The organism is Acinetobacter sp. WCHAc060033 (assembly GCF_004209125.1).
In the GTDB taxonomy this organism is placed as follows: Bacteria; Pseudomonadota; Gammaproteobacteria; order Pseudomonadales; family Moraxellaceae; genus Acinetobacter; species Acinetobacter wuhouensis.
This window is the reverse complement of record NZ_SGSW01000126.1, coordinates 1-1,960: the sequence shown is the minus strand read 5'-3', so window position 1 is coordinate 1,960 and position 1,960 is coordinate 1. Positions and strand designations below refer to the sequence as shown.

Genomic DNA, 1,960 nt, shown 5'->3' with positions numbered 1-1,960 from the left:
TGTCAACGGCAATTTAAAACTGACCCCTTTTACCTTAAAACAGCAAAGTAAAATTGACCCCTTTGATGATTTATTAAGACTCAATTTGTGGTTGAATTCCTACTCTCTTTTTATCTTTTAGACGATAACTTTCCCCAGATATTTGTACAACATGACAATGATGTAATAAACGATCCAACATTGCTGCTGTCAAAGTAACATCATCTGCGAATGATTTAGACCACTGGCTAAATGGTAAATTACTGGTCAAAATCGTACTGCCTTTTTCATAGCGCTTGGCAATAACATTAAAAAATAAATTTGCTTCTTCACGACCAAATGGTAAATATCCTATTTCATCGATAATCAATAACTTTGGAGCAAGTACAACACGTTGCATGTAGTTTTTTAATTTACCTTGTTGATAAGCTAGGCTAAGTTGCAACATTAAATCAGCTGCAGTAATAAACTTAGTCTTAATATTATTCATAATTGCCTTATAGCCTAAAGCCATTGATAGATGTGTTTTCCCAACACCACTTGCACCAATAAATACAACATTTTCAGCTCTTGGAATAAAGCTTAAATTAAATAGTTCAAGCAACTGCGACTTTGGAGCACCTAAAGCATAATTAAAATCATAAGCCTCCAACGTTTTGATTTGAGTAAGACCTGAAAGTTGTAAAAGAATCTGTTGACTACGTTGCTGCTTGGCTGTGTATTCATGTAATAGCATAGCTTCAACGAAATCTGCATAACTGCCATCCTTTGCTAAGGTTTGTTGTGCATGATGTGACCATTGTGATGCCACTGTTTGTAGACCAAGCTGACGGCAAAGCTGTTCAATACGCTCATACTGTAAATTCATTAAGAAACCTCCAGTAATTCATCATAGATTGATAAGGGGTGTTGAACACTCTCATGAGGTATGAGTGATGATGGGCTAACATCATCAATTACAGATTTTTTAGAACCATCATTAAATAAAGGTAATGAAGAAAAATATTGTTGTTCTTCAAGCAAACGAGTACTTGGTTTTTCTTTAGTTGTTGCATGAATGCGTTGATTTGCTGTTTCACTAAGCCATCGACCAATATAGGCATTTGCCATATCAACATCTAAGCTAAGGTCAACCACCTTTAAACTTGCTTTTAATGGCACGATAAAACTTGATTTCAAATAACTATTAAAGCGTTCTACTTTACCTTTTGTTTGCGCACGATATGGCTTACAAACACGTGGTCGGAAGTTATATTTCTTAGCACAATCAAGTAATTTAGCATTCCAGCGATGTTGACCATCTTGATAAGCATCACGTTCAATGATAATGGCCTTAGCATTATCAAATAATACATCTTTAGGAACACCACCAAAGAACTGAAAAGCACTTTCTAAGCCATCAATCCATGCATCAGAACGTTCATGATCATAAAACTTAACAAAGGTTGCTCTAGAGTATCCCAAAGTTGCAACAAATGCTTTTAATGTGGTGTGATGACGTCGAATTGTTGTGAAATCAACCTGCATTTGTTGACCTGGTTGAGTCTCAAATCGCTTAATCGGCTCTGGTTGTTTAGTTGGCTTTAATGTATTGAGATAATTTTGTAGTGTTCTAATTTTCCCCGTGTAGCCTTTTTGCAAGATTTCTTGATACAACACTGCAGCCGGTATCCATTCTGGATCGGCGGCATTTACACGTTTGATTAAATACGGTTTATAAGGCTCAAGAATACTCACTTTAGATTGTGTTCGTTGATATTTAGGTGTTACTTGAGATCGTAAATATTTACGCACAGTATTTCTAGAAATACCGAGTTCGCGGCTAATTGCCTTAATAGATTGACCTTGTTGATGAAGTATTTGGATTGTCACTGCTTGCTCCAAAGTTAACATGTTGAGCAGTCCAAAAAGACCACTATATTAACCAAGGGGGTCAATTTTCAAATGCTGTTGGGGGGTCATTTTTACATTGCCGCTAACA

At 36.1% G+C, this 1,960-nt stretch carries 2 protein-coding genes; both read right to left on the bottom strand.

The genetic code is table 11. The features are described 5' to 3' along the window. Positions 1–73: 73 nt before the first annotated feature. Positions 74–847: an IS21-like element ISEc57 family helper ATPase IstB gene (istB, locus tag EXE10_RS20750; protein WP_001053381.1), complete on the bottom strand. Its 774-nt coding sequence runs from the start codon at positions 845–847 to the stop codon at positions 74–76. After that, entirely contained in the window at positions 847–1,872 is a 1,026-nt protein-coding gene (gene istA, locus EXE10_RS20745; RefSeq protein WP_102025745.1) for an IS21-like element ISEc57 family transposase, read from the bottom strand. Before istA ends, istB begins: the two co-directional genes overlap by 1 nt. Positions 1,873–1,960 lie beyond the last annotated feature (88 nt).

Excerpts from the sequence above, each read along its gene's own strand:
- istB (WP_001053381.1), bottom strand. The coding sequence starts at position 847 with ATGAATTTACAGTATGAGCGTATTGAACAGCTTTGCCGTCAGCTTGGT.
- istA (WP_102025745.1), bottom strand. The coding sequence starts at position 1,872 with ATGTTAACTTTGGAGCAAGCAGTGACAATCCAAATACTTCATCAACAA.